This is a genomic window from Streptomyces sp. NPDC047043 (assembly GCF_040644055.1).
GTDB lineage: Bacteria > Actinomycetota > Actinomycetes > Streptomycetales > Streptomycetaceae > Streptomyces.
The window spans coordinates 29,554-48,359 of the sequence record NZ_JBEYVO010000002.1 but is presented as its reverse complement, the minus strand read 5'-3'; the positions used below and the strand labels follow the sequence as shown (position 1 = coordinate 48,359).

The window sequence follows — 18,806 nt, the reverse complement described above, 5'->3', positions numbered from 1 at the left end:
CCCTCTCGGAGGCGTCAGGGAAGAGGTCTCATGGGCCTGCGTGGCCTCGTGAGACAGTTCTTGTGCCGGGATTGCGGCGATCCGCCCCGGGTGTGCGCCTTCGCGCATTGACCCTGTCCGGCTGCCCCCGTATGCTACAAGTTGCGCTGCGGGCCTGCGCACCTCAGACGTAGCAGGCTGCGCTCGCATCTGTTGTATGTCCCCTCGGTTGTCGAGGCGCCATCACCGTTGTCTGGTGGGGCGCTTCCTTGGCTGTCCGGCTTCTTCAGAGCGATACGGGCTCCCGGCGTAGCAGTACCTACGACTTCAATGTCCGTACCGGAGCCCTTTCCCACATGACGAGCAGCACCGAGACCACCGCCACCACCCCGCAGGTTGCGGTCAACGACATCGGTAACGAGGAAGCCTTCCTCGCCGCGATCGACGAGACGATCAAGTACTTCAACGACGGCGACATCGTCGACGGCGTCATCGTGAAGGTCGACCGGGACGAGGTCCTGCTCGACATCGGTTACAAGACCGAAGGTGTCATCCCGAGCCGCGAGCTCTCGATCAAGCACGACGTCGACCCCAACGAGGTCGTCGCCGTGGGTGACGAGATCGAGGCCCTTGTTCTCCAGAAGGAGGACAAGGAAGGCCGCCTGATCCTCTCGAAGAAGCGCGCCCAGTACGAGCGTGCCTGGGGCACCATCGAGAAGATCAAGGAAGAGGACGGCATCGTCACCGGTACCGTCATCGAGGTCGTCAAGGGTGGTCTCATCCTCGACATCGGCCTCCGTGGCTTCCTCCCGGCCTCCCTGGTCGAGATGCGCCGCGTCCGCGACCTCCAGCCCTACGTGGGCAAGGAGCTCGAGGCCAAGATCATCGAGCTGGACAAGAACCGCAACAACGTGGTCCTGTCCCGCCGTGCCTGGCTGGAGCAGACCCAGTCCGAGGTCCGCCAGACGTTCCTCACGACCCTGCAGAAGGGTCAGGTCCGCTCCGGTGTGGTCTCCTCGATCGTCAACTTCGGTGCCTTCGTGGACCTGGGTGGCGTCGACGGTCTGGTCCACGTCTCCGAGCTGTCCTGGAAGCACATCGACCACCCCTCCGAGGTGGTCGAGGTCGGCCAGGAGGTCACCGTCGAGGTCCTCGACGTCGACATGGACCGCGAGCGTGTCTCCCTGTCGCTGAAGGCGACCCAGGAAGACCCGTGGCAGCAGTTCGCCCGCACGCACCAGATCGGTCAGGTCGTCCCGGGCAAGGTCACCAAGCTGGTTCCGTTCGGTGCGTTCGTCCGCGTGGACGAGGGCATCGAGGGTCTGGTCCACATCTCCGAGCTGGCCGAGCGCCACGTGGAGATCCCGGAGCAGGTCGTCCAGGTCAACGACGAGATCTTCGTCAAGGTCATCGACATCGACCTCGAGCGCCGTCGCATCAGCCTCTCGCTGAAGCAGGCCAACGAGTCCTTCGGTGCCGACCCGGCCTCGGTCGAGTTCGACCCGACCCTGTACGGCATGGCTGCCTCGTACGACGACCAGGGCAACTACATCTACCCCGAGGGCTTCGACCCCGAGACCAACGACTGGCTCGAGGGCTACGAGACCCAGCGCGAGGCGTGGGAGCACCAGTACGCCGAGGCGCAGCAGCGCTTCGAGCAGCACCAGCAGCAGGTCATCAAGAGCCGCGAGGCCGACGCTGCCGCTGCCGCCGAGGGCGGCGACGCCGCGGGTGCGGCGCCGGCCGCGGGTGGCGGTTCGTACTCCTCCGAGGGCGCGGACACCTCCGGTGCGCTGGCCTCGGACGAGGCGCTGGCCGCGCTCCGCGAGAAGCTCGCGGGTGGCCAGAGCTGAACGCTCACTGAGCAGTAGCTCCTGACTGAGGGGCCGTACCTTTCGAGGTGCGGCCCCTCAGCCGTGTTCGCCATGAGAAGGCCGTAAGAGATGCCTGATCAGCGCCCCGAGCGGGAATGCCCCTGGTCCAGGGGGCGTTGAAACGTACGAACACGAGGAGGAGCGGTCACTGTGCTTGATCCGCAGGGTTTGTACGCATGGGAGCCGAAGGGGCTGGCCGTCGTCGACATGGCGCTCGCCCAGGAGTCGGCCGGTCTTGTCATGCTCTACCACTTCGACGGATACATCGACGCGGGCGAGACCGGCGACCAGATCGTCGAGCGGCTCTTCGACTCGCAGCCCCACCAGGTCGTGGCCCGGTTCGACCACGACCGGCTCGTGGACTACCGCGCCCGCCGCCCGCTGCTGACCTTCAAGCGCGACCGGTGGACCGAGTACGAGGAGCCCACCATCGACGTGCGGCTGGTCCAGGACGCCACCGGAGCGCCCTTCCTGCTGCTGTCCGGGCCCGAGCCGGACGTGGAGTGGGAGCGCTTCGCCGCGGCCGTCCAGCAGATCGTGGAGCGGCTCGGCGTGCGCCTGTCCGTGAACTTCCACGGCATCCCGATGGGCGTGCCGCACACCCGCCCGGTGGGCCTGACCCCGCACGGCAACCGCAACGACCTGGTGCCGGGCCACCGCAGCCCCTTCGACGAGGCCCAGGTCCCCGGCAGCGCCGAGTCCCTGGTCGAGTACCGCCTCATGGAGGCCGGCCACGACGTCCTCGGCGTCGCCGCGCACGTCCCGCACTACATCGCCCGCTCCCCGTACCCGGACGCGGCGCTCACCGTCCTGGAGGCCATCACGGCGGCCACCGGTCTGGTGCTCCCCGGCATCGCGCACTCCCTGCGCACGGAGGCGCACCGCACACAGACCGAGATCGACCGCCAGATCCAGGAGGGCGACGAGGAGCTCACCTCCCTCGTCACGGGCCTGGAGAACCAGTACGACGCCGTCGCCGGCGCCGAGTCCCGCGGCAACATGCTCGCCGAGCCGGTCGACATCCCGTCGGCCGACGAGATCGGGCTCGAGTTCGAGCGGTTCCTGGCGGAGCGGGAAGGAGACAACTGAGTCCCGAGAGGCGGGTTGTCAGAGGCGGGCCGTAAGCTTCCGGTCATGTTGAAAGTCGGCCTGACCGGGGGCATCGGTGCCGGTAAGAGCGAGGTGTCGCGGCTGCTCGTGGAGTGCGGGGCCGTGCTGATCGACGCGGATCGCATCGCGCGCGAGGTCGTCGAACCGGGCACCCCGGGGCTGGCCGCCGTCGTGGACGCCTTCGGCGGCGACGTGCTCGCCCCGGACGGCACCCTGGACCGGCCGAAGCTCGGCTCGATCGTCTTCGCCGACCCGGAGAAGCTGGCGCTGCTGAACTCGATCGTGCACCCGCTGGTCGGCGCGCGTTCCCGCGAGCTGGAATCCGCCGCCTCCGAGGACTCGGTCATCATCCATGACGTCCCCCTCCTCGCCGAGAACTCCCTCGCCCCGCTCTACGACCTCGTGATCGTCGTCGACGCGAGCCCCGAGACCCAGCTCGACCGGCTCGTACGGCTGCGCGGTATGACCGAGGAGGACGCACGCGCGCGCATGGCCGCGCAGGCGACGCGCGTGAAGCGCCGGGAGATCGCCGACGTCCTCATCGACAACGACGTGCCGCTGGAAGAGCTGCAGCGCAGAGTCAAGGACGTCTGGGCGGACCTCGTCCGCAGAGCGCAGGCGCAGGCGGAGTCGTCCCGGCAGTCACAGGAATAGCAGTCCCCTTCTTGGGCGTTGAACCCGTCGAGTGAGGGAAGGACTCTGCCGTGCCCGAGACCAGCGGTTCGACCGGACGTACTCCGGAGACGAATGTCATCGACTTCCGTGCCGCCGAGCAGCTGCTCAACGCACGGGACCCGCGGGGCGCGGTGAAGCTGCTCGACTCAGTCATAGCCGCGCACCCCGAGAACACCGCCGCCCGGCTGCTGCGCGCGCGAGCCTTCTTCGCCGCCGCCCAACTGCGGCCCGCGGAGCTGGAGTTCACCATCGTCCTGGAGCGCGAGCCGGACAACGCGTTCGCGCACTTCGCACTCGCCCGCACCTACGAGCGACGCGGGGAACGCGACCAGGCCAAGCGCCACTTCAGGCTGGCGGCCGCGCTGGACCCCAACCCGCAGTATCTGAAGGCAGCGCGCTTCGACTCGTGAGCGCCGGTCAGCGCGGCCGGCTCTCCGGCGGCCGGTACGGCGGCACGTCCCGGCCCGGCTGGTAGTGCGGGCCGTCGCGGATGTGCTTGAGGATGACGGTCATGTCCACGGTGATCACCAGCCACAGCACCCCGCAGGCCGCCGCCCAGCCGGGGCGCCCGGCGAGCGCGAACGCGGCCGTACCGAAGATCGCCCAGAGCAGCCCCCACACGCTCAGCCAGAAGCGCGCCCGCAGTGCACTGCGCGCGGTCGTCGGCTCACTGCCCGTACGCATCCCGATCACTACTCCTCTTTGCAACGTACTCTTCGGGACGGACGTTCACCAAAGAGGTCTTCGCCAGGGGAGAACGCGTGCTGCCGGATGCCGATGAGCTGGCCGAGGTGCTGGTCGACCTCGCCGTACCGCACGAGGACATCAACGAACTCGTCCGGATGGGCCGACGGGTGGTCGACGACCCCGAGCTGAAGCGGGTCCTGGAGAGGTCGGTCGAGGAGCTCGTCCAGGACATGGGAGAGGTGGGCAGCCCGGTCGACCTGCCCGAGCTCGACTGGGCGGCGGGACCGCTGCAGCGCTGCTTCCCCGTGTACGTCTTCGTGGCCGCGCTGCCGTACACGCGCGCGTACCACCGCGCGCGGGGCGTCCCGGACGACGTCGCCCGGCGCACACTCGCCGACCTGGGACGGAACATGGCCGTCCACCGAAGGCGCTACGGCCGGGCCGGCGTGCAGGCCCCCTGGTGGCTCGTCCACCACTTCCGGGGCGAGCTGTACCAGCTGGGGCGGCTCCAGTTCGAGCGGGCCCGGCACGGGCAGCGCACGGCCCGGACACTCGCGGCGGCCGGCCTCGACGCGGCCCCCGGCACGCCCTGCCTCAACCTCCACATCCCCGACTTCCTGGGCCCGCTGTCACCGCGGGCCTGCGAACGCTCGCTCGCGCTGGCCACGGAGTTCTTCGCGCGGTACTTCCCCGAGGAGAAGTACCGGGCCGCGCTCTGCCATTCCTGGCTGCTGGACCCGCAGTTGAAGCAGTACCTGCCCGCCGACTCCAACATCGTCCGCTTCCAGGAGCGCTTCCGGGTCGCCCGCGCGGACACCGAGCCGGCCGACACCGAACCGGTGCAATTCGTGTTCGGGGACCCGGAGTTGCCGGTCGAGACCCTGCCCAGGCGCAGCGCCGTGGAGCGGGCGGTCGGCGACCATCTGCGGGCGGGCGGCCACTGGTACATCGGGCACGGATGGTTTCCGCTGTAGGACGGCCCGCTGCAGGACGCCCACGAAATTCCGCTCGGCGGCGATGAGTTCCGGAGCGAGGGCCGGTCTACCCCTGTGACAGCACGACGAACCGCTCACCACAGGAGAACCCCATGTCCGAGACCACCCTCCCCGTCGCCTCCGTCGCCTCCTCCTCCGCCCGCGGCCGCCGTGCCCGGATCGCCCTGCGCACCGTGCAGGTGCTGCTCGCCCTCTTCTACGGCATCGCCAGCGCCCTGCCCAAGCTGATCGGCAACTCCTACGCCGCCGACGCCTTCGACAAGATCGGCTGGGGCAGCGCGGGCATGTACACCATCGGCGCGCTCGAACTGGCGGGCGCGGTGGCCCTGTTGATCCCGGTGCTGCAGTCCGTGGCCGCGGTCGCGCTGAGCGCCCTGATGGTCGGCGCGTTCTTCGTACAGGTCATCGTCTTCGGCGGCGAGAACGCCGCGACCCCGCTCATCCTGATCGTGCCGCTGGCCCTCATCGCCCGGGCCCGGCGCGGGTCCAACGCGGATCTGCTGCGACTGGTACGACGACGGGCGTGACGCCCCTGCGACGGCGACGGCGCCCGGCGGGACCGAGAGGTCCGGGCCGGGCGCCGCCGCCGTCTGTCATCGCCCGTCCGGCTTCGGCCTGCCGCCCTCCACGAGCCCGCGCAGACGCTCCAGCTCGCGGCGGTCGCGCTTGGTCGGGCGGCCCGTGCCGCGGTCGCGGATGCCGATCGGGGCGACGGCCTCGCGCGGGGGCGGGGGAGGTGAATTGTCGACATAGCACTGAACCGCCACCGGGGCGCCGACCCGCTTGCGGATCAGGCGCTTGACGATCACGATCCGCTCCCGGCCCTCGTGCCTGAGCCGCACCTCGTCGCCGACGCGGAGGGTGTGCGAGGGCTTCACGTTCTGGCCGTTCACGCGCACATGCCCGCCCTTGCAGGCGGTGGCGCCGAGCGAGCGGGTCTTGACCAGGCGTACGGCCCAGATCCAGCTGTCGGCCCGCACGCTCCCGCCGTCCGCGGGTCCGGCCGCCTCGGCGGCGGCGATCGCGGCGGCGACCTTCGGGTCCACGGCCTCGGCAGCTCCCGCCTCGGCAGCCCCGGCCTCGGCGGCGCCCTGCCCGGCCTTCTCTTCGTCACCTTCGGAAGCCATGCCCCCGACCTTAGCTCTCACCGCCGTACCGTTGAGGCATGGACAGCCTGGCCGATCTTGACGCCCGTATCGCCGGATGCGTCGCGTGTCCTCGGCTCGTGCAGTGGCGTGAGGAGGTCGGGCGGGCGAAGCGGGCGGCCTTCCAGGACTGGACGTACTGGGCGCGGCCGGTGCCCGGGTTCGGGCCCGCCGATGCGTCGCTGCTGATCGTCGGACTCGCGCCCGCGGCCCACGGCGGCAACCGCACCGGCCGTATGTTCACCGGCGACCGTTCCGGGGACGTGCTGTACCGGGCGCTGTACGAGGTGGGGCTGGCCTCGCAGCCGACCTCCGTCTCCGCCGACGACGGGCTCGAGCTGTACGGCGTCCGCGTCACCTCGCCCGTGCACTGCGCCCCGCCCGAGAACAAGCCCACCCCGGGCGAGCGGGACACCTGCCGGCCCTGGCTGGTCCAGGAGCTGAAGCTGCTGCGGCCCACGCTGCGTGCGGTCGTCGTGCTGGGCGCCTTCGGCTGGCAGGCCGCGCTGCCGGCGTTCGCCGAGGCGGGCTGGCCGGTGCCCCGGCCGCGGCCCGTCTTCGCGCACGGCACGCGCGTGCCGCTCGACGGCCTCGACCTCTTCGGCTGCTTCCACGTCAGCCAGCGCAACACCTTCACCGGCAAGCTCACCCCCGAGATGCTGCGGGACGTGCTGCGCACGGCGGGCGAGGCGGCCGGGCTGCCCGTGCGGACCGCCGGGAAATGAGGCGACGGCGCGGCCGTACCGAAGTTACGGTGCCCGGATGGGCCGATACCCGCAGATCGAACCGTACGACCACGGCATGCTCGACGTCGGCGACGGCAACCGCGTGTACTGGGAGACCTGCGGAAACCCGCACGGCAAGCCCGCGCTGGTACTGCACGGCGGACCGGGCTCCGGCTGCACCCCCTACTTCCGGCGCCTCTTCGACCCCGCCGCCTACCGGATCGTCCTGCTCGACCAGCGCGGCTGCGGTCGTTCCACTCCCCATGCGGGCGCGTACGACACCGACATGAGCGTCAACACGACCGCTCACCTCATCGCCGATCTGGAGCTGCTGCGGCGGCACTTGGGGATCGGGCGATGGCTGGTGTGGGGCGTGTCGTGGGGGTCGGTGCTGGGGCTGCGGTACGCGCAGACGCATCCGGGAGTGGTGAGCGAGCTGGTGCTGACCGGGGTCGCGACCGGCTCCAATCCCGAAGTGGACTTGTTGACCAAGGGACTTGGGCAGATCTTCCCGGAGGCCTTCGAGCGGTTCCTCGGCGAACTGCCCGCCGGCGAGCGCGACGGCAACCTCGCCCTCGCCTGCAACCGGCTCATCGAGTCGCCCGAGCCCGAGGTGCGGGCGCGGGCGGCGCGGGCCTGGACCGACTGGGAGACGGCGACGATTCCCGCGCCGCCGCGGTCGGTCGAGCGGTTCGAGGACCCGGCGTTCCGCATGGGCTTCGCCCGCACCGTCACCCACTACTTCGGCCACGACCACTTCATGGGCGAGGGCAACGACGAGGGCGTGGTGCTGCGCGACGCGCACCTGCTGAAGGACATCCCGGGCACGCTCGTCCAGGGCGGCCTCGACTTCGGCAACCTCCTCGGCATCGTCTGGCGGCTCCAGCACGCCTGGCCGGGCAGCGAGTTGGTGATCGTGGACGACGTGGGCCACAACGCGGGGGCGCCGGACATGACCGAGGCGCTGGTGGCGGCGACGGACAAGTACGCCGGACGGTGACCGGCATGTCGCAGCGGTTGATCCGTCAGACGACGCGAGCCGCCGCGACCGGGCGCTGTGAGATGTCGTAAGTGCGCCTGGCCCTCGAGGAGTTGACGCTCCACCGGTACCGCGAGAACTCGCCGGTGGCGTCGGAGGCGTAGAACATCATGTGGCCGAAGCCGACGCCCTCGAAGTTCTCGGCGGCGATGTCGCTCACGATGCGGGTGTCGGGGTATTTGGGGTAGTTGGTGAGCCCGTACACGCCGTGCGGGTCGGAGGTGCAGTCGACGATCTCCACGGCGTACTGGGTCTCGCCGTGGAAGTCCGCCGTGCCGCTGAACACGCCCTTGACCTCGCGGACGAACACGATGTGCCCGGTGCTGCGGGGGTCGGCGCCGCGGTAGTCGATCGCGACGATGTCGCCGGGCACGAGGTCGGTGACCTTGCGGATGCGGCGGAAACGCGGGCCGGCGGTGCTTTGCCGGAACGCCGTGCAGTACCCGGCGGACTCCGGGCCTCTTGCCCGGAAGTAGCGCCGGAAGTAGGCGTCGGTCGCCCAGTCGTACGTGTGCTTCAGGACCCGCGTGACGAAGGAGGCGCAGCGGGCGCGGGCGATCCAGCCGGCCGGGTCGCCCGGCGCACCCCAGGTGAGGGTCGCCACCGAGTCGGTCAGATAGACGTTGTTCCGGCGGGCCGTACCGCCGCTGACCAGGGCGATCTCGTCGGCGGTCAGGGCGCGGTCGTAGGCCCGCACGTCGTCGATCGTGCCCTTGAAGTGGTTGACGGGTGCGGTGCCGAGGCGGGCGCGGCCGATGGTGAAGCCTTGCGTCGAAGCCTGGGAGACGGTGGTCTCGGCGCTGCCTGCCGGCTGTCCGTCCACGTACAGCCGGATGTGTGTGGCGTCCCGGACGCCGGTCAGGTGGGTGCGGATGCCGGGTGCGGACCGTGCCGTGGCGACGGCGGAGACCCTGCCGGATCCGTCCTCGCCGTGGAGCTCGAATGCCCAGGTGCCGGCGGTCGGGTCGTACTGCAGCAGGAAGCGGCTGGTCGTCGGGCCGTCCTGGCTCACCGCGGTGTACCTGGCCGCCGGGTCGGCGTCGGCCGCCAGGCGCACCCACGCCGCGACCGTGAAGGGAGCCGTGGTGTCCAGGACGGATGCGGTGGCGGCGTATGCGCCCGCGGTCCCGTCGAGGCTCAGGCCGCCGCCCGCGCGCAGGGTCGTCCAGGCCGTGCCCGGGCCCGGGGCGACGGGGAGGTCCCGGCCGGAGCGGTCGGCGCCCGTGCCGTCCAGCGGCCAGTGCCCCACCAGGCCGGTCGGCAGATACCCGGCGGCCAGCAGCCGCTGGTACCGCACCATCCGCTCGGCCTCCACGAGATGCGGCGTCATGCCCGCCCCCCGCCGCTACTCCTCCGCGTCCCCGAACAGATGCCGCACCGTCGACCGGTAGTTGGTCCGCACATGGGCGAGTGCGTGGGCGCGGGCGCGGTCCGGGTCGCCGGAGGCGATCGCCTCGTACAGCTCGCGGTGTTCCACGAGGAGTTGGGGCCACTCCTCGTTCCGCCGGGTCATCCAGCGCAGCCGGCCGGCGACCGGTTCCAGGGCCTCGGTGAGCAGGGTGTTGCCCGCCATCGCCACGATCCGGTCGTGCAGCCGGCTGTTGACGTCCGTGATCACCTCGGCGTCCCCGGCCGCGGTCGCGGTGGCCGCGAGAGCGAGCAGCTCCTCGCACTCGGCCAGGTCCTCCGGTGTGGCGCGCTCGGCGGCGAGCCCGGCGGCGTAGACCTCCAGGGCCTCGCGCAGCTCGAAGAGCTCCTGCACGTCGTGCGGGGTGAGACGGCGTACGACCGTGCGGCGCGGGGTCTCGAAGTGGACGAACCCCTCGGCGACCAGCGCGCGGATCGCCTCGCGGACCGGCACCCGGGAGACCCCGAAGCGGTCGGCCAGCTCCCGCTCGACCAGGCGGTCGCCGGGGCGGAGGCTGCCCGCGATGATCTCCTGCCGCAGGCCCGCCAGGACACGCTCGCGGACCGCGCCCAGCGGTTCGATCTTCGTCATGGAGCTCATGCCGCCATCATCCTCATGGGGCCATCTTCTCCGACTCCGGGGCTGTTTTACGAAGCGTTAACAACAGCGACATCGGTCAGAACGCTTGACGAAGGCACCATGACCGCAGTTTGGTATACCAAACACGGCTTACCGAATGGCCGGAAGCAGTCCTCCTCCGTCCCCTTGTCCATGGAGGCCCCGTGTCCCTCGCCGACCGCGCCGAAGCCACCGGTGCACCAGCGTTCGTCCCCGACCCCCGGCTCACCAACGAAGACCTCGCGCCGGCCGAGAAGCGCAACTGGAAGGTCTTCGACCTCTTCGCCATGTGGATGTCCGACGTCCACAACCTCGGCAACTACACCTTCGCCGCCGGCCTGCTGGTCCTCGGCATGAACGTCTGGCAGGTCTTCACGTCCCTGCTCGTCGGCTTCGTGATCATCTACGTCGGCATGAACTGGATGGGGAGGATCGGCCAGCGCCACGGGGTGCCCTTCCCGGTCGTCAGCCGCATCAGCTTCGGCGTCTGGGGTGCGAACATCCCGGCGCTCATCCGGGCCGTGATCGCCATCATGTGGTACGGCATCCAGACCTATCTGGCCTCGGTCGCCGTTAACGTGATGCTGCTGGCCGCCTGGCCGGGGCTGAAGTCCTGGACCACCCACTCCTTCCTGGGACTTGACGCGCTCGGCTGGGTGTCCTTCGTGTCGCTGTGGCTGATCCAGGCGCTGATCATCAGTCAGGGCATGGAGTCCGTACGGAAGTTCCAGGACTTCTGCGGCCCGGCGATCTGGCTGGTGATGATCGCGCTGGCGATCTGGGTGCTGGCGAAGGCCGACTGGAGCATCTCGCTCACCTCCACCCCGCACCCGGTCCCGGTCGGCGAGCAGTGGCGGCAGTGGTTCGGCGCGATCGGACTGATTCTGGCCACGTACGGCACGCTGATGCTCAACTTCTGCGACTTCTCGCGCTTCGCGCCCGACTACCGGACCGTGCGGCGCGGCAACTTCTGGGGTCTGCCCATCAACTCCACGGCGTTCGTGGTCGTTTCGGTGATCGTGACGGCGGGCTCGCTGGAGGTCTTCGGCACGGCCATCACCGACCCGGCCGAACTCGTCGCGAAGATCGGCAACACCTGGGTCCTGGTCATCGCGGCCTTCACCTTCGCCGTGGCCACCATGGGCGTCAACATCGTCGCCAACTTCGTCTCGCCGGCGTACGACCTGGCCAACGTCTGGCCGCAGAAGATCACCTTCAAGGTCGGCGGCATGATCAGCACGGTGGCCGCGCTGGTCGTGACCCCGTGGAACCTCTTCTCCAACCCCACGGTCGTCAACTACTTCCTCGGCGGCCTCGGCGCCTTCCTGGGCCCGCTGTTCGGCGTGATCATGGTCGACTACTACCTGATCAAGCGCGGCCGCGTCGACGTCAACGAGCTCTTCGACGCCGCCCCCGGCTCCCGCTACTACTACCGCAAGGGCGTCAACCCCAAGGCCCTGGCGGCGTTCCTGCCCTCGGCGGCGGTCGCGGCGGTGCTGGCGCTGGTGAAGACCTTCAGCGACGTGGCCCCGTACTCCTGGTTCATCGGCACGGCGCTCGCGGCCGGGCTGTACCTGGTGATCTGCCGCTCCGAGCGAACCGCTCCCGCCCCTGTGGAGGTCTGACGGACGTGCGGATCGTCGTCACCAACTGCAACACCACGCAGGAGATGACCGAGGAGATCGTACGAGGTGCCCGGGCCGCGGCAGGCCCGGGCACCACCGTGCTCGGGCTGACCCCCACCTGGGGCCCGGAGTCCGCGGAGGGCTGGCTCGACAGCTATCTGTCGGCCGCGGCCGTCATCGATCTGCTGCGGACGTACAAGGGCCCTGCCTACGACGCCGTCGTCATGGCCGGCTTCGGGGAGCACGGGCGGGAAGGCGTACGGGAGTTGGTGGACGTGCCGGTGGTCGACATCACGGAGGCCGCGGCGCATCTGGCGTGCTTGTTGGGCCGGAGATACGGGGTCGTCACGACGCTGGAGCGGTCCTGCGGCCAGATCGAGGACAGCCTGGAGCTGGCGGGAGTGGGGCGCAACTGCGCCGCCGTCGTCGGGACGGGGCTGGGCGTCCTCGACCTGGGCGACGCCGACCGCACGGAGGCGGCCTTTCTGACGGCCGCCGAACGGGCGCGGGAGGCCGGGGCGGAGGTCCTGGTGCTCGGGTGCGCCGGGATGACCGGGCTCCAACGGGCGGTGGGGGAGAAGCTCGGGCTGCCGGTGGTCGACGGGGTCGCGGCGGCCGTGAAGCTGGCGGAGGCGCTGGTGACCATGGGGCTGACGACCAGCCGGGCGGGGAGCTATGCGAATCCGGTGCCGAAGCGGCGGGTGTGGGGGAGGCCGGTGGACGGAGAGACGGGTTCCGCAGGGGGCGACCACCGGGTCCGCGATCACGGTCACCCACAATGACCGCCATGAACCTTCCTGACGGACTCACCCCGGTCGCCGACGGACTCCACCTGTGGGCGCCGGGCCACGCGGGCACCTGGGGCTTCGCGAACTGTCTGCTCATCACCTCCGGCGAGCAGGCCGCCCTCGTCGACACCCCCTACGACCGGCCCATGACCGAGGCCCTGATCGCCGCCGCCCGGCCGGTCCTGCCGGCGGGCGCCGCCGCCGTGCACACGATCGTCAACACCCACGTCAACGGCGACCACACCTTCGGCAACGGCTGCTTCCCGGGCGCCGAGATCATCGCCACGAAGGCGAGCGCGGAGCACCTCTGCCGCGAACCCTCCCCGCAGCAGATGCACTTCCTCACCCACCAGACGCCGGCCGACCAGCCCCTCGGCCGGTACGCGCGCGAGCACTTCGGCCGCTACACGTACGAAGGCGTGGAGGCCGTCCCGCCCACCACCACCTTCTCCGGCCGCTACGAGCTGACGGTGGGCGACATCGAGGCCGAGCTGATCGAGGTGGGACCGGCGCACTCGGCCGGCGACCTCATCGTCCACCTGCCCGCACAGCGGGTCGTCTGCGCCGGGGACGTCCTGTTCGCCGACGACCACCCCGTCCACTGGGACGGCCCTCTCGAGCGGATCGCCGCCGCCTGCGAGACGATCCTCGCGCTCGATCCCGAGGTGATCGTCCCGGGGCACGGCGGTTCGATGAGCCCGCAGGACGTACGGGACCACGTCACCTATCTGCGCGAACTCGAAGCCCTCGTCCATGCCCGGCACGCGGCGGGCGTACCGGCGGGCGAAGCCGCGGCGGACATCCTCGACTCCGGGTTCCACGAGCACCTGGGCCTGCGGGAGCGGATCGTCATCCTCACGGCGGTCGAGTACCGCCACCTCGACGGCGACACCGCCGAACCCGACCTCGTGGGCCTGGCGGCACAGGCGGCGGCCTGGGCGTACCGGCAGCACGGGCCGGGTCGGACCCGGCCGATGGTGCCGGGGCCGGCGGGGGAGCCTTCCGGGAGTGTCGTGGGCTAGGAGATCAGCGGGCGCCACACGTACCGCACATCCGGCTCCCGCTCCTCGTTCCCACTGCCGTCCGTGCGTTCCGCGGCGACGAAGCCGTGTCGCTCGTAGAACCGGTGGGCGGGCTTGTTGACCTGAAAGGTCCAGAGACTCAGCCCGTCCGGACTGCGCTCCTTGGCGAGCGCGACGAACCGATCTCCGATGCCGCGGCCACGCCAGTCGGGCCGGAGATAGAGCTGGGAGAGCTCGTCGTCGTTGAGCACCATGACCCCGACGATCCCGCCCCCGTCCCCGGCATCCGCCACCCACGTCTCCCGAAACGGCACCACCACGTCCCGGAAGTGGTCGCGCACCTCGTCGGCGGACCGGGGACTGACGACGGTGGGCAGTGCGGCGGCGAAGGAGCGCAGCCAGACGTCGGCCGCGGCGGCGGCGTCCGGGGGCGAGGCCCGGCGGAGGGTCACGGGGGACGGTGCGGCGGACGGTTCGGAACGCAAGGACGGATCCCTTCGGTCGTCTCGGTCGTTCGGTTCAGTCGTCGATGCTTCAGTCGTCGATGCGCCGGTCGTGCTGATGGGCGCCGTAGAAGTCGACCTGGCGCGCCATGATGTCCCGCATGGAGGCGCTGCGCGAGGCGCCGTAGACCGTGCCGGGGAAGTCCAACTCCTTCTGTACGGCCCATAGTTCGTCGTGCTCTCCGGGCGCGAAGAGCCGGGCCGTCGGGGCACCCGCCGCGATCCAGCCGATCGGTACGACGGTGCCGGGCGGCAGCACGGAGTTGACGTGCAGCACGCTGTTGATCCGCAGCTCGGAGCCGGTGCCCGCGACGGCTCCCGGGAAGACGGAGGCCCCGGTGGCGACGAAGACCTCGTCCTCGACGGTCGCTCCGTTGACGTGGGCGTGCGGTCCGACGAGCACGGCGTCGCCGATGAAGGCGGGGTGCCCGGACCGGCCGCGGACCAGCGCGTTCTCCATGATGACGACGTCCGAGCCGACGCGGATCTCCCCGTCCTCGGCGGTGAGCACGGCACCGTGCAGCACCCGGGCGCGCTCTCCGAGGGTCACGGCACCGCACAGGACGGCCGTCGGGGCGACGTACGCGGAGTCGGGGACGACGGGGCGGCGCCCGCGGTGCTCGATCAACATGGGGTTCCTCCTGAGGGCTGGGGCGTATGGCTGCCGGGGCCGTCGCGGGCGGCCGGGCCCCTACCGGACCTCGGGAACCACGGCGGTCGCCGTAATCTCCACCAATTGCCCGGTGTACCCGAGACACGCCACGCCGATCAGCGTCGATGAGTGCGGACCGAGGCTGAGCCCGGAGGCCTCGACGACGTCCCAGACGGCGGACAGCGCGGCGGTGTCACTGCTCACGACGTACACGTCGGTCGACACGACATGCGCCAAGTCGCTGCCGACGGCACGCAGTTGCTCTTCGAGATTCACCAGCACCTGCTCGGCCTGCCGCACGGGATCGCCCTCCCCGACCAGCTGCCCGTCGGCGTCGAGGGGGACGGATCCGGCGAGGAAGGCGAGTCTCGTACCGGCCTCGACGACGGAGGCGTGGGAGTAGGTGGGCGGCGGGAAGAGGGCGGGGGAGGTGACACGCCGGATCAAGAGATCTGCTCCTTGGTGGACACGCGCGCGTGAGTCGGACACACGAGAACCCACCGATCCTCGGCGCAGTCGGCCGGGCGCGCATCCGAATTTCCCTTGCATCCGGAGCCCCGCATCGCAGCGCGCCCCATCAGCAATCACCCGAGGTTCGAGACCGAGGGCGGGCGGATAACCGTTCGACAGCCCCCGCACCCAGCGGCCACCCTTGCCCCCATGCGCACGAAGCACCTGGGACGCTTCACGGCGGCGGATTTCTAGCGGGCCGCACCGGAAAGTCCGGTGGGCCTGCGGAGGTCCGCCATGGCACGCACCGTCCACCACGTCCCCAGCCGACACCGCACCGGCCCCGCCTACTGGCCGCTGGGCCTGCCGGGCGCCTGCACCGCCCACGCCGTCTGCGAACTCCGTTATTCCCAGAAGGAGTTGACCCGTGCCGAGCATGCCGGCCGCCGCCCCGTACCGACTGTCGTCGTGCGGAACTTCGCCGCGTACACGTACCCACGTGCACTGAACGCGCGGCCGAACGGGCCGCACGAGTCGACCGCCAGGGCCGCGCTCCAGGCCTTCCGTACGTCCGCCCGCAAGCACCTGCGCGCGGCGCCGCCCGGCAGCCTCCTCCCGGCCGCCGAAGAGCTGGACCATCCGCCGACCCGCCACCGGCACCGAAATCTCTGGGAGCTCTGAACGATGTCCGCCGAAGCGGAACCGAACGAGATCGCAGGCCGCGTGGTCGATCACCTCGCCGCCGCCCCCTTGGACACCCTGCTCTGGACGACGGGCGTCGACTGGCCCGAGGTCTACGTCCCCGTCGACGAACCCTTCGTCGCAGCGGTCTGCCCCGGGCGGACTCCCGTGCCGCCCCTCCACCCGGTGACCGTCGTCGAGTCCCGTTACGGCGGCGCCTACGAGCCCGGTGCCTGGCTTGCGTTCCCGTGCCCTCTCGACGATCTCCCGGAGGGCTGGGACGAGCAGGACGTTCCCTGTATGAGGTTCTGGGCCGAGAACCCCCACGCGGCGGGAGGGGGCGACACGCCGGCGGAGGCGTATGCGGCGCTCATGGCTCGCCTCCTCCGCTAGGTCCAGGCACACAGAACACGCAGCAGTCCGAACCGACAGGAGCGCAACCGTGCCCGCCCTCACCGACTCCGACTTCCTCGACTCCACCGCCGACCTCCTCGCCGCCCTCCCCACCGTGCAGGCCGTGGCCCTCGGCGGCTCCCGGGCCCAGGGCACCCAGAGGCCGGACAGCGACTGGGACTTGGCGATCTACTACCGCGGCCCCTTCCACCCCGCCGACCTCCGTGCCGTGGGCTGGGAGGGCGAGATCTCCGAGGTCGGGGGGTGGGGCGGTGGCGTGTTCAACGGAGGCGCCTGGCTGACGATCGGCGGGCGACGGGTCGACGTGCACTACCGCGATCTCGACGTCGTGGAGCACGAGTTGGCCGAGGCGGAGCGGGGGCGGTTCCGGGTGGAGCCGCTGATGTTCCACTTGGCGGGGATCCCGAGCTACTTGGTCGTTGCCGAGTTGGCGATCAACCGGGTGCTCCGGGGCGAGCTGCCGAGGCCGGCCTCGTATCCGCAGAAGCTGCGTGTCTCCGCCGCCGAACGCTGGCACGGCACCGCCCGCGCCACCCTCGCCTACGCGAAGACCAACCACGCCCCGGCGGGCCGCCTCACGGAGGCCGTCGGCGCCATCGCCACGGCCGCCGTACAGACCGGGCACGCCGTGCTGGCGGCGCGGGGGGAGTGGGTGACGAACGAGAAGCGGTTGCTGGAGCGTGCCGGGCTGCGGGGGGTCGACGCAGTGTTTGAGCAGCTCACCGCGGATCCGGAGGTGTTGGCTCAGGCGATCACCGGTGCGGAGGCGCGTTTCGCCTCCGCCTTCGCGTGAGTCTGCACCTTCGCTTCCACGTGATCTTCAGCCACCGCCCCCTCCCTTTCCCCTCAACGCCAGCGTCGTGGTCGTCAGCGTGCAGACCAGAGGAACCGGAGAAAGCTGAGCCCGAAAAGGGCCGTCAGGCCGATCGGGCCGATGTCGGACGTCATCCATCCTGTGACGGCTATGGCCAAGGCGATGAGTCCCCAATAAGGCAAGACCGTCCGCCAGTTCATCGTGAGGAACGTAGGCCCCGAGGTGGTGGAGCGGGAGGGCGCGTGCGGCGGCGAACAGGGGTGCGCTCCCTTGGGGCGGGTGAATAATCCTTCGAGATTGTGCAGTTGTCGCTGCTAACGTCCCACTCGTGGCGAAACTCAATCAGATCATCGCAGTAGAGAAGGGCATCAAGTCCAAGGCGCACCAGGACCTGACGGCCGCTCATCACGGGCTGCAGAAGCCCGCGTTGCTGGCCGGTATCTCGCGTACGTACCAGCCGAAGGACGAGGAGGGCGAGCAACTGCCGCCCGAGTCGACGCGGGTGCAAGTGCAGGCCGAGGACGTGTTGCGGGAGACCGCGGCGACCCTGACCCGGCTGTTCGACGTGACCGCCACCAAGGACTGGGCCAACTGCACCGCCCGTGCCGACGTGAAGGTGGACGGGCGGGTACTCGTGGCGGATGTCCCCGTGTCCTATCTGCTGTTCCTCGAGAAGCAGCTCGTCGATCTCAACACCTTCGTACGGAAGCTGCCCGTACTCGACGCCTCCGAGTCGTGGGTCCAGGACCCGTCCACCGATGCCTGGAAGACCGAGCCGGTGCGGACGCTCCGTACGAAGAAAGTGCCCCGCAACCACGTGAAGGCCGAGGCGACCGAGAAGCATCCCGCCCAGGTCGATGTCTACTACGAGGACATCCCCGTCGGGTACTGGACCACCGTGAAGTTCTCCGGTGCGCTTCCCGCCCGTCGCGTCAATGAACTCCTCGACCGTGTCGAGAAGTTGCAGCAGGCCGTGAAGTTCGCCAGGGAAGAGGCGAACGGCGCCGACGTCGTCGACCAGCGGGTCGGGGACGCCGTGTTCGGCTACCTGTTCGGGTAGCCTCGAAGACTCCCCGGCCCCTTGCGGCCGGGGTGCGCGAAGAGCGCAAGCTGAAGCTGAAGCTTGGCGTGACTGCGCGGTTCCAGTGGAGGTTCGAGTCCTCCCCGCGGCATCAAGAGCAATTCCCTTGCCGCGGTAGCCCAATCGGCAGAGGCAGACCGCGATCAATCTCAGATTCTCGCTCCAGACTCAGCATTCGCCGTCGATCGCCGGATCGACCGGGCTCAGGCCCCAGCGCGTCGAAATGCTGGTTCAAGTCCAGTCCGCACAGCTCGATGTGCGGTGGTCCAAAGGCAGGACGCGACGACATAACGACTGACCTGTGTTCTCAAGCGTGCCGGCGTGTGAATATGGACGGCATCACAGGGCCCGGGGGCAGGCTACGCCCCCGGGTCCGCCTTCCTTTCCGCGCTCGCGCAGCCGCCGTACCGCGATTGCGTTCATAAAGAAAGCGCCTCTCAGGCCAACCGTCACACTCCGGAAACACGATCGTCCCGTTCGCTCCAGGAACGCGATCTACCGTGGGCAGCACATCCCGAAAT

The 18,806-nt window shown here is 70.2% G+C and carries 22 protein-coding genes; 15 read left to right on the top strand and 7 right to left on the bottom strand.

Going from position 1 to position 18,806, the window contains the following annotated elements:
- The first annotated feature begins 335 nt into the window (after positions 1 to 335).
- The 4 genes from rpsA to ABZ880_RS03290 all read left to right on the top strand — a co-directional run bounded on the left by rpsA (position 336) and on the right by ABZ880_RS03290 (position 4,048).
- Positions 336 to 1,832, top strand: coding sequence for a 30S ribosomal protein S1 (rpsA, locus tag ABZ880_RS03305; protein ID WP_351705100.1), 1,497 nt, complete (start codon positions 336 to 338; stop codon positions 1,830 to 1,832).
- A gap of 171 nt (positions 1,833 to 2,003) precedes the next feature.
- Positions 2,004 to 2,942, top strand: a complete 939-nt coding sequence (locus ABZ880_RS03300; RefSeq protein ID WP_361256054.1) for a PAC2 family protein — start codon at positions 2,004 to 2,006, stop codon at positions 2,940 to 2,942.
- 45 nt (positions 2,943 to 2,987) lie between these two features.
- The gene (gene coaE, locus ABZ880_RS03295; protein ID WP_361256051.1) at positions 2,988 to 3,617 is read left to right on the top strand and encodes a dephospho-CoA kinase; all 630 of its coding nucleotides are present in this window, start codon (positions 2,988 to 2,990) and stop codon (positions 3,615 to 3,617) included.
- Positions 3,618 to 3,667: 50 nt separating this feature from the next.
- On the top strand, positions 3,668 to 4,048 hold the full coding sequence (locus tag ABZ880_RS03290; protein ID WP_361256049.1) for a tetratricopeptide repeat protein: 381 nt from the start codon (positions 3,668 to 3,670) through the stop codon (positions 4,046 to 4,048).
- A gap of 7 nt (positions 4,049 to 4,055) precedes the next feature.
- Here ABZ880_RS03290 and ABZ880_RS03285 read toward each other — a convergent pair whose 3' ends face one another.
- Entirely contained in the window at positions 4,056 to 4,322 is a 267-nt protein-coding gene (locus ABZ880_RS03285) for a DUF6343 family protein (protein ID WP_361256046.1), read from the bottom strand.
- 77 nt (positions 4,323 to 4,399) lie between these two features.
- Between ABZ880_RS03285 and ABZ880_RS03280 the strand changes: the two genes are divergently transcribed.
- Positions 4,400 to 5,299, top strand: coding sequence for an acyltransferase domain-containing protein (locus ABZ880_RS03280; RefSeq protein WP_361256043.1), 900 nt, complete (start codon positions 4,400 to 4,402; stop codon positions 5,297 to 5,299).
- 113 nt (positions 5,300 to 5,412) lie between these two features.
- Positions 5,413 to 5,847, top strand: a complete 435-nt coding sequence (locus ABZ880_RS03275; protein ID WP_361256040.1) for a DoxX family protein — start codon at positions 5,413 to 5,415, stop codon at positions 5,845 to 5,847.
- A gap of 66 nt (positions 5,848 to 5,913) precedes the next feature.
- Here the strand turns inward: ABZ880_RS03275 and ABZ880_RS03270 are convergent, their stop codons facing one another.
- On the bottom strand, positions 5,914 to 6,447 hold the full coding sequence (locus tag ABZ880_RS03270; RefSeq protein ID WP_361256037.1) for an RNA-binding S4 domain-containing protein: 534 nt from the start codon (positions 6,445 to 6,447) through the stop codon (positions 5,914 to 5,916).
- A gap of 38 nt (positions 6,448 to 6,485) precedes the next feature.
- Between ABZ880_RS03270 and ABZ880_RS03265 the strand changes: the two genes are divergently transcribed.
- Positions 6,486 to 7,190 (top strand): uracil-DNA glycosylase, encoded by a 705-nt coding sequence (locus tag ABZ880_RS03265; protein WP_361256034.1) that lies wholly within the window; start codon positions 6,486 to 6,488, stop codon positions 7,188 to 7,190.
- 37 nt (positions 7,191 to 7,227) lie between these two features.
- On the top strand, positions 7,228 to 8,190 hold the full coding sequence (pip, locus tag ABZ880_RS03260) for a prolyl aminopeptidase (RefSeq protein ID WP_361256031.1): 963 nt from the start codon (positions 7,228 to 7,230) through the stop codon (positions 8,188 to 8,190).
- 25 nt (positions 8,191 to 8,215) lie between these two features.
- On the opposite strand, the gene ABZ880_RS03255 is transcribed toward pip, so the two are convergent.
- Both ABZ880_RS03255 and ABZ880_RS03250 read right to left on the bottom strand, forming a co-directional pair.
- Positions 8,216 to 9,559 (bottom strand): LamG domain-containing protein, encoded by a 1,344-nt coding sequence (locus ABZ880_RS03255; RefSeq protein WP_361256028.1) that lies wholly within the window; start codon positions 9,557 to 9,559, stop codon positions 8,216 to 8,218.
- A 15-nt stretch (positions 9,560 to 9,574) separates the two neighbouring features.
- Positions 9,575 to 10,237 carry a GntR family transcriptional regulator gene (locus ABZ880_RS03250; RefSeq protein ID WP_361256025.1) on the bottom strand — a complete coding sequence of 221 codons (663 nt, stop codon included), beginning with the start codon at positions 10,235 to 10,237 and terminating at the stop codon, positions 9,575 to 9,577.
- A gap of 182 nt (positions 10,238 to 10,419) precedes the next feature.
- Here ABZ880_RS03250 and ABZ880_RS03245 point away from each other — a divergent pair, with 182 nt between their 5' ends.
- From ABZ880_RS03245 to ABZ880_RS03235, 3 genes are read left to right on the top strand one after another with little or no spacing between them, the layout of a single operon-like run.
- A complete protein-coding gene (locus ABZ880_RS03245; protein WP_361256022.1) occupies positions 10,420 to 11,880 on the top strand; it encodes an NCS1 family nucleobase:cation symporter-1 in 1,461 nt (486 codons plus the stop codon).
- A 5-nt stretch (positions 11,881 to 11,885) separates the two neighbouring features.
- A complete protein-coding gene (locus ABZ880_RS03240; protein ID WP_361256019.1) occupies positions 11,886 to 12,662 on the top strand; it encodes an aspartate/glutamate racemase family protein in 777 nt (258 codons plus the stop codon).
- Between the two features lie 5 nt (positions 12,663 to 12,667).
- A complete protein-coding gene (locus tag ABZ880_RS03235) occupies positions 12,668 to 13,690 on the top strand; it encodes an MBL fold metallo-hydrolase (protein ID WP_361256016.1) in 1,023 nt (340 codons plus the stop codon).
- Here ABZ880_RS03235 and ABZ880_RS03230 read toward each other — a convergent pair.
- The 3 genes from ABZ880_RS03230 to ABZ880_RS03220 are packed head-to-tail and all read right to left on the bottom strand — an operon-like array spanning position 13,687 to position 15,292.
- Entirely contained in the window at positions 13,687 to 14,175 is a 489-nt protein-coding gene (locus tag ABZ880_RS03230; protein ID WP_361256013.1) for a GNAT family N-acetyltransferase, read from the bottom strand. The two genes, ABZ880_RS03235 and ABZ880_RS03230, sit on opposite strands and share 4 nt — an antisense overlap.
- Positions 14,176 to 14,224: 49 nt before the next feature.
- A complete protein-coding gene (locus ABZ880_RS03225; protein ID WP_361256011.1) occupies positions 14,225 to 14,824 on the bottom strand; it encodes a gamma carbonic anhydrase family protein in 600 nt (199 codons plus the stop codon).
- Positions 14,825 to 14,884: 60 nt separating this feature from the next.
- On the bottom strand, positions 14,885 to 15,292 hold the full coding sequence (locus ABZ880_RS03220; RefSeq protein WP_361256009.1) for a RidA family protein: 408 nt from the start codon (positions 15,290 to 15,292) through the stop codon (positions 14,885 to 14,887).
- A 300-nt stretch (positions 15,293 to 15,592) separates the two neighbouring features.
- Between ABZ880_RS03220 and ABZ880_RS03215 the strand changes: the two genes are divergently transcribed.
- The 4 genes from ABZ880_RS03215 (at position 15,593) to ABZ880_RS03200 (ending at position 18,264) form a co-directional block, all read left to right on the top strand.
- Positions 15,593 to 15,976, top strand: a complete 384-nt coding sequence (locus tag ABZ880_RS03215) for a hypothetical protein (RefSeq protein WP_361256006.1) — start codon at positions 15,593 to 15,595, stop codon at positions 15,974 to 15,976.
- Positions 15,977 to 15,979: 3 nt separating this feature from the next.
- A complete protein-coding gene (locus ABZ880_RS03210) occupies positions 15,980 to 16,369 on the top strand; it encodes a hypothetical protein (RefSeq protein ID WP_361256003.1) in 390 nt (129 codons plus the stop codon).
- A 49-nt stretch (positions 16,370 to 16,418) separates the two neighbouring features.
- Positions 16,419 to 17,183: a nucleotidyltransferase domain-containing protein gene (locus ABZ880_RS03205; protein WP_361256000.1), complete on the top strand. Its 765-nt coding sequence runs from the start codon at positions 16,419 to 16,421 to the stop codon at positions 17,181 to 17,183.
- A gap of 349 nt (positions 17,184 to 17,532) precedes the next feature.
- Positions 17,533 to 18,264, top strand: a complete 732-nt coding sequence (locus ABZ880_RS03200) for a hypothetical protein (protein WP_361255996.1) — start codon at positions 17,533 to 17,535, stop codon at positions 18,262 to 18,264.
- The last annotated feature ends 542 nt before the right edge of the window (positions 18,265 to 18,806 follow it).

What these genes read in the sequence shown, in the direction of transcription:
- ABZ880_RS03215 (WP_361256006.1), top strand. Translation starts at nt 15,593, where the DNA reads ATGGCACGCACCGTCCACCACGTCCCCAGCCGACACCGCACCGGCCCC.
- ABZ880_RS03250 (WP_361256025.1), bottom strand. Translation starts at nt 10,237, where the DNA reads ATGAGCTCCATGACGAAGATCGAACCGCTGGGCGCGGTCCGCGAGCGT.
- ABZ880_RS03255 (WP_361256028.1), bottom strand. Translation starts at nt 9,559, where the DNA reads ATGACGCCGCATCTCGTGGAGGCCGAGCGGATGGTGCGGTACCAGCGG.
- rpsA (WP_351705100.1), top strand. Translation starts at nt 336, where the DNA reads ATGACGAGCAGCACCGAGACCACCGCCACCACCCCGCAGGTTGCGGTC.
- coaE (WP_361256051.1), top strand. Translation starts at nt 2,988, where the DNA reads ATGTTGAAAGTCGGCCTGACCGGGGGCATCGGTGCCGGTAAGAGCGAG.
- ABZ880_RS03265 (WP_361256034.1), top strand. Translation starts at nt 6,486, where the DNA reads ATGGACAGCCTGGCCGATCTTGACGCCCGTATCGCCGGATGCGTCGCG.
- ABZ880_RS03210 (WP_361256003.1), top strand. Translation starts at nt 15,980, where the DNA reads ATGTCCGCCGAAGCGGAACCGAACGAGATCGCAGGCCGCGTGGTCGAT.
- pip (WP_361256031.1), top strand. Translation starts at nt 7,228, where the DNA reads ATGGGCCGATACCCGCAGATCGAACCGTACGACCACGGCATGCTCGAC.
- ABZ880_RS03225 (WP_361256011.1), bottom strand. Translation starts at nt 14,824, where the DNA reads ATGTTGATCGAGCACCGCGGGCGCCGCCCCGTCGTCCCCGACTCCGCG.
- ABZ880_RS03270 (WP_361256037.1), bottom strand. Translation starts at nt 6,447, where the DNA reads ATGGCTTCCGAAGGTGACGAAGAGAAGGCCGGGCAGGGCGCCGCCGAG.
- ABZ880_RS03235 (WP_361256016.1), top strand. Translation starts at nt 12,668, where the DNA reads ATGAACCTTCCTGACGGACTCACCCCGGTCGCCGACGGACTCCACCTG.
- ABZ880_RS03275 (WP_361256040.1), top strand. Translation starts at nt 5,413, where the DNA reads ATGTCCGAGACCACCCTCCCCGTCGCCTCCGTCGCCTCCTCCTCCGCC.
- ABZ880_RS03285 (WP_361256046.1), bottom strand. Translation starts at nt 4,322, where the DNA reads ATGCGTACGGGCAGTGAGCCGACGACCGCGCGCAGTGCACTGCGGGCG.